The organism is Mesorhizobium sp. WSM4819 (assembly GCF_055811215.1).
In genome coordinates, this window is record NZ_JBVVQO010000048.1 from 40290 (window position 1) to 47088 (window position 6799).

The 6799-nt window shown below is 59.3% G+C and carries 5 protein-coding genes; 3 read left to right on the forward strand and 2 right to left on the reverse strand.

Annotated features, from left to right (window positions below):
• Positions 1 to 14 precede the first annotated feature (14 nt).
• Positions 15 to 302 (reverse strand): GDP-mannose 4,6-dehydratase, encoded by a 288-nt coding sequence (locus tag AC0L18_RS29285; protein ID WP_473495272.1) that lies wholly within the window; start codon positions 300 to 302, stop codon positions 15 to 17.
• Between the two features lie 864 nt (positions 303 to 1166).
• Here AC0L18_RS29285 and AC0L18_RS29290 point away from each other — a divergent pair.
• Together AC0L18_RS29290 and AC0L18_RS29295 are read left to right on the forward strand one after the other, a co-directional pair.
• Positions 1167 to 2411 (forward strand): lysine N(6)-hydroxylase/L-ornithine N(5)-oxygenase family protein, encoded by a 1245-nt coding sequence (locus AC0L18_RS29290; protein ID WP_473495273.1) that lies wholly within the window; start codon positions 1167 to 1169, stop codon positions 2409 to 2411.
• A 479-nt stretch (positions 2412 to 2890) separates the two neighbouring features.
• Positions 2891 to 4891, forward strand: a complete 2001-nt coding sequence (locus AC0L18_RS29295; protein WP_473495274.1) for a class I tRNA ligase family protein — start codon at positions 2891 to 2893, stop codon at positions 4889 to 4891.
• 543 nt (positions 4892 to 5434) lie between these two features.
• Here AC0L18_RS29295 and AC0L18_RS29300 read toward each other — a convergent pair.
• Positions 5435 to 5704 (reverse strand): hypothetical protein, encoded by a 270-nt coding sequence (locus tag AC0L18_RS29300; RefSeq protein WP_473495275.1) that lies wholly within the window; start codon positions 5702 to 5704, stop codon positions 5435 to 5437.
• 38 nt (positions 5705 to 5742) lie between these two features.
• Here AC0L18_RS29300 and AC0L18_RS29305 point away from each other — a divergent pair, with 38 nt between their 5' ends.
• Positions 5743 to 6318: an IS630 family transposase gene (locus tag AC0L18_RS29305; protein ID WP_473495276.1), complete on the forward strand. Its 576-nt coding sequence runs from the start codon at positions 5743 to 5745 to the stop codon at positions 6316 to 6318.
• The last annotated feature ends 481 nt before the right edge of the window (positions 6319 to 6799 follow it).

Sequence of the window (6799 nt, forward strand, 5' to 3'; positions counted from 1 at the left end):
TCGGCCTCGATCATTTACGAGGCGAGCTCATCGAAAGTAGTTGTCGGCTTCCAATCGAGCTTGATGGCCGCCTTGGGGGCATCACCGATCAGCAGGTCAACCTCGATTGGCCCGAAACAACGTTTGTCCAGCGCCTGGTTATGGTTCGCGGCCCAACTCGTCAACACCTTCGCCTCCCCAGAATATCTCCTTCCCGGCCCGCCTGGAGGCAGCCTCGACAAAGCTGCGGACGAATGCGTCTCACTGGTCGCGAGCACCGTCAGGCTCGTGGTGCTGCAGGATGGGGCACACGGCCTCGACATAGCTGTGTGACCGTCTTTAGCTGGATTCTGCGTCTCAAAAATCCGGATCTCGCATCCAATCTTCCAGCAAGAGGGAGAGACCTCCTGGGACCCTCGGCTTCCGAAGGCGCCTTTTCAGGTTCCCGCCGCGAGAAGTGGCAAGAGCCTTTTTCCGCGCCACAGTCCATGAACCTGGGTTGCTGGCCGCCCTAAGAGAAAATTCCGATGCGGAGCTGCCCTATTAGCTACCGGGCTCCTGGCAAGAGGACGGCGACGCGGCAAATCGGCCACCGGCGCAAGTTTCCCCCTCATTGTCGGATACCCGACAGGATCACAAACCCGCTAACCGTTGTTTCATGAAAGTTTCCTTCTGGCACGTTTGATGCAGGGGATCTTCCGAACACATCAGCGGATGCCCTCCTATGAGCAGGCTCAGGGAAAAATGCTGTCGCCGCATTCAAGATCGCGCCCTCGCTGACAGCCAAGTCGGTCGAAGGTCGGCGCATCATGGTGGAGGCGGCGACTTCGCCCGATTAAAACACGGAATAAGGTTGGAAAGCATCTCGCTGACTGAGACGCGATCATCGAAGCGGGCGGAGATAGGTCGATCCCGTCCCCGCTCACAAGTCGTGGACATGAGTGTCGATCTCATCACTTGGCCGGGATCCATGGGCTTCATACCCGACCATACGAAAGCGGGGACAAAATCTAGCAAATCCAGCGGCACCGAAGTCGAGAATGCCCGCGTGGAGACTGAAGCCGATGGCCAGAGCCGATATTCCTCCAACGTCGCCTAATTGGGAAGCACCTAGAGGAGCAAGACAAGTGGTGCTCTCTTGCATTGGAGTGGGAGCTGGGCCGTCTAATTTGAGCCTTGCGTGCCAGATGCACGAACAAATTGGGCAAGGGGCACTGTTCTTGGATCGGCAAGTCGACTTCCGCTGGCACCCAGGCAGCGCATCCGATTCCTCGGAGCTCCAGGTCAGCCACTTCAAGGATTTGGTCACGCTGGTGAACCCGCGATCAGCCTACACTTTCGTGAACTACCTGCATGAGAACGGGCGTCTGTACCACTTCCTGAATGCACAGTTCGAAGCCGTGCTCAGAGCTGAGTTCGAGCAATACCTGAACTGGGCCTTCTACAGGAACCCGCTTGTCCGCGGCGGCGAGACGGTGCGCGAAATCCGCTTTGACGGCGAGTTTCGGGTGCGCACCGATAAGGCGGTTCTCGGCGCCAGAAACGTCGTGGTCGGCATCGGCAAGCAGGCGCATATTCCGCCGCAGTTTCAGGGCTGGACTGGACGCAATCTGTTCCACTCATCTGAATTGCTGCACATTCATCCTGAGGTGCACAAAAAGCATGTCTGCGTGGTCGGCGGGGGACAGTCCGGAGCCGAGGTGCTGTTGCACCTTGTTGGTCTGCCAAAAGAACGGCGGCCTGTCTCGATAACCTGGGTCTCGCAGCGCGAAAACTACCTGCCCATCGACAACAGCCCGTTTACAAACGAGTTGTTCATGCCCTGCTTTTCGGATCGTTTCGCGGCAATGAGCGAGCCGCAGCGCAAGCTGTTCCTGCGGCGCTTCGTGCTTGCTTCGGACGGCATTTCGGAAAGCATGTTGCGCGCGATCTATCAGGCGCTATACCGCCACGCGTTTCTAGAGCCAAACCGATGCGAAATCACACTGCGGCCGGGCTGCACTGTCTCGCACTGCATCAACGCCGGCGCGGGCCACAGACTCACCCTGCAGCACGGCATGGAGGAGGTCGAAGAAGTCACGGCCGACATCGTCATCCTGGCCACCGGTTACGAGAACGCGGTGCCAGGCTTCTTGGAACCGATGGCGAACCGGCTGGAAAAGATCGACAACGAATTGGCTATTCGCGAAGATTTTTCGGTGTGCTGGGACGGACCGCGTGGCAGGCGCATCTTCGTACAGAACGCGAGCCTAGGACAGCGTGGGCTGGCTGATCCGAATCTAAGCCTGCTGGCCTGGAGAGCGCGTCGCATCCTCGACAGCCTTCTGGGGCGCGCGCCGCGAGCCAACCCCGAGTATCCCGGCTTCATCAGCCCTACCTCTGTCGAGAGCTGGTCCGACACCGTCGCAGAAGAAATGGGCAGCGGGATATGACCGGCCGACTGCGGATCATCGGCGATGGCATCCAAGGAATGATTCCGCCTTCACTGCAGCGGAGGCTGGAGAGCGAGACGCACTTAGCGTCGCCCATATGCCGTGGAGTACTGTTTCCGTCGACCCATAACCTGACCAGCGCCCGATTGCCCTAACCGAAATATTCGACCAACCAGTCTTTCCAACAGGAGGCTTTTTCGCATGTTGACTGATGCACAAAGAGAAAAGTGGCAGAAACACGGATATGTCAGGCTCGAAAGATTTTTCGATCCCGCAGCTCTGGAACGCAGGGCTGGTCGCCGGGCGTCCTACGCCTACAGCCCTACTGGCGCACCCGCGTAGCCCGCCTGGGAGGCCAGAGCCGGATTATTCTGGCGGGGGCGCCAATGGGTCAGGTTACCGCCTCTCTCCGCAACTTGCAGCAGAGGCTGCTGCTTTGGCAGCCGAACATACCGCTGCTTCAACAGCTGAGATTCGTCATGCGCAAATACACGTTTTCTCGAACGGAACTGTTGCGGGCGTTCGGTATCGACATGGCCACGCTTGGAACGGGAAGCGCTGGCACGGGGTTTTCATTCGGAAAGGTTGGACCGGGCGTCACATCCGAGCCCCATCGGCACGACGAAATCGAGGCCTTCGTGGTCCTGTCTGGCGCTGGCAAGGTCAGGACCGACCTTGGGGAAATCCCGGTCGAGGCCGGCGATGTCGTTCTGTTCCACCCTTTTGAAGCGCATGTGCTGCACAACGATGGGGACGAAGACCTAAATTTCGTCGATGTCTACTGGCGCGACGGCAAGGCCGCCCTCGAAGCTGCTGCACAGATTGCAACTCCCCGCCGGCCGATCTTCGTCTTCTCAACGCCCCCGACGCCTAATGGCGATCTGCATCTGGGGCATCTTTCTGGCCCTTATTTTGGCGCCGATGTCTACACGCGTTTCCTGCGCATGAAAGGCGTCGAAGCCTATCACCTGACTGGAAGCAAAGATTACCAGAGCTACGTCGCAACGCGTGCCGATGCCGATGAATCGACACCTGCAGAGGTGGCGCGCCACTATGCGAACGAGATTCGCACCACGCTTGCACTTTTTGATTGTGAGGTCCACAGCTTCCTACCCACGTTGGGCGATGACGCTTATGTTGAGTTTCAAGCCGCGTGTTTCCGTAGTCTTCTGAGCAGCACGGCAGTAGATCTGCGCCAGAGCCCTGCGCTTTTTGATGGAGTGACAGGCGATTACCTTTACGAACCGGATGTAAGCGGCCTCTGCCCCGATTGCGGCGGCTCCACTAGCGGTAACATCTGCGAGGAATGCGGCTCGCCGAACCTATGCCACGACTTACGTGCAGTCCGGTCCCGTCAATCGGCCGAGGCGCCGGTGGTCGGCTCCGTGAGCCGTCCCGAACTTGCGCTGGAACGATGCTACGACAATATCGACCGGCATTTAAGGGCGTCGGGAGCCCCCGTTCGGATCATGGACCTGTTCGCGCGTGTACGCCAACGCGGCGATTTTTCCGTGCCCATTACCCACCCCTCGGACTGGGGCCTGTCGGCCGAAGGGCTCCCGGGGCAGGTGATCTGGGTGTGGCCGGAGATGGCCTTCGGTTTTCTTTACAGGATCCAGGCGCTAGCTCGCTTGCTTGGTCGCGACTGGAATGCGGCGACGCCCAGCAATGATTGGCAGATTGTCCATTTCTTCGGTTTCGACAATTCCTTCTACCACGCGCTACTCTACCCCGCTCTTTATGCCGAAGTGTTCTCCCACTGGACGCCGCGCATCCGCTATCATGTGAACGAGTTCTACCTGCTCGACGGCCAGAAGTTCTCAACCAGCCGCGGCCATGCAATCTGGGGCAAGGAGGTTCTGAGCCCAAAGACAGTCGACATCGTGCGTCTTCATTTGGGCCTGACACGCCCGGAAGGTGAGCGGACGAATTTCACGCGGGACGCGCTACGCCGCACTGAGAACGAGATATTCCAGATATGGCTGAGTTGGCTTGATGGGCTGGACCAGGAAATCAAGCAGGACTTTGGTGGCCGTGTGCCCGACGCAGGCGACTGGGCTCCGGCCGACCGCGCCTTCTTTGCTCGGATAGAGATCCATCGCGCGGCGATCGAACGCGCCTATTCGGACGATGGCTTCTCGGTCCGGCGCGCGGCCGCGCAGGCATGCGATTTCGTGCGCGATTGCGTGATCTACCGACAGTCGCAAGACTATGCAGCGGCGCGACGTCTTTATCCCGCCCGCACCCGGACTTCGCTCGCGCTTCAAGCCACGGCCGCTGCGATCCTGGCGCAGACACTCGCACCGCTAATGCCTCGATTTGCCAGCACGCTGGCGCGAGGCATCGATGGCCTCTCAACTGAAACATGGCCCACGTCTGTCCGGCGCCTTGCGCCGGGGACGATCTTTGATCTCGGAACTGTGCTAGGCTTCTACGTCAGATCCAGCAATTCTGTTCTCAATCAACAGAAATTGATATGAGGACACTTGGCATCCGGCTGCTGAACTATGTCAATGAGGCTCGCAAGCAGCGCCCGGGCTTCTGGACAGCTTTGACCTAGGCGACAAGGTTTACGCCCGCTCGGGCCGATGACTGGGGCAAGCGCGGCTCTTTGGGAACGTCGGAAATCCATGGTGCGTTTAGGGTTGAACCCGATCCTATGCGTGACCGGCCTCCATGCGTCCGAGACCCGCTGCCGGTTCAAGGAACGGAAAGTCAGTTACGTGAGCGAGGAGATGCGAGCGCTGCTCGCGCGCGAAGCAATCATAGATATTATGCCCGGACGGGAAAGCTTGCTTTATTCAGCTGAAACTTGAGCCGGAGGCTCTATGAGTCCGCAGACGGGACAAGCTCTTATTCAGCGGACTGGCTGGAGGGCTAAAGCGTGTCGCGATTCAAGGGATTCGGGATTCCCGTTGATCTGAGTTTGTGATTCATTGCGGTTGAAGGGAGACCGCGATGGGCAAGCCGCTACCAATTGAGTTGCGTAGGCGTGTTGCTGCGTATGTCGATGAGGGGCATGGTCACCGTGAGGCTGCGCGCCATTTCCGCGTTTCCCCTCGCTTTGTAAACAATCTGATCAAGCTGCGCCAGCAGACCGGTTCCTTGAGCCGCGCCGGCAGGGCCATGTGGGCGGCGGGAAGCTTGATGCTCATGCCGAGTTTGTTCGTTTGCGGTTGGCCGAGACCGGCGAGCTGACGCTGGACGAGCTTTGCGTTGAACTGGAGGGGCGCGGTGTGAGCGTGCACCGCTCCAATGTCGGGCGTCTGCTCAATCGCCTGGGGCTCAGTCATAAAAAACTCTACAGGTCAGCGAGCAGCAGCGAGCCGACGTGCGCCAGGCGCGTGAACTGTGGATCGGGCGGCGAAAGCCCTTCTTCAACAAGGCTTGGGCGCCGCTGATCTTCATCGATGAGACGTCGACCAACCCCAAGCTGACCAAACGCACCGGCTGGACGCCGAAGGGCGAGCGCTACAGGACGCATGCGCCATTCGGCAAATGGCAGACGCAGACCTTCATCGCCGGGCTGCGATGCCACGGTCTCGTCGCGCCGTGGATCGTCAACGCGCCGAAGAATGCCGCCATCTTCGAGCGCTACGTCGAAACTCAACTCGCTCCCGAACTGTCGCCCGGCGACGTCGTCATTCTCGACAATGTCGGCTTCCACAAGAACGAGCGCGCCGCCCAACTGGTTCGCCAAAGGGGCGCCTGGCTCCTGTTCCTGCCGCTATACTCGCCCGATCTCAACCCCATCGAGATGGCCTACTCAAAACTCAAGGCGCGGCTGCGAAAGAAGACGGCCAGAACTTTCGACGCTCTCTGCGAGGCTCTCGGCGATATCTGCCACCTGTTCGAGCCAAATGAATGCAGAAACTTCTTCAAGGCTGCCGGATATGAGGCCAATTAATTGCGACACGCTTTAGGCGGCAGCTGAGACAGTCGCGTTGGACGGAGACGCAGGCCCTGCGCAGTGCGAGCCGCTAGGCTCGACGAGGTCACGTCGGCAGATGGAGCAAAGCTCTCCACAAAAGCATCCGTCTTTGGCATGAGGAAAGCAGTTGATCGTTCCGCGCAAGGGACCCCGGCCGAGGGTGGCAGCGGAAACTCGCAAACTTCGATGCCCTGTAATCGCTGCCATCGAACCGGCTCGTTGCATGTCTGACCACCGGCACTGCTTCTTGCGAGCCGCGCACTTTTTGATTCCTAATCACATAGGTCGACAGGCTGAAAGCTTACTTGGCAAGCATTTGTGCGAGGCAGTGTTGTCATGGATAGGATTGCCATTGACTTAGCGCAGGATCGTGCCCCATGGCGTGGTGTAGGTAACGGCATTGGTCGCCGTGCTCTCCGGCAAGGGCCGGACTGATCAGCGCGCCACTGCCGGCAGG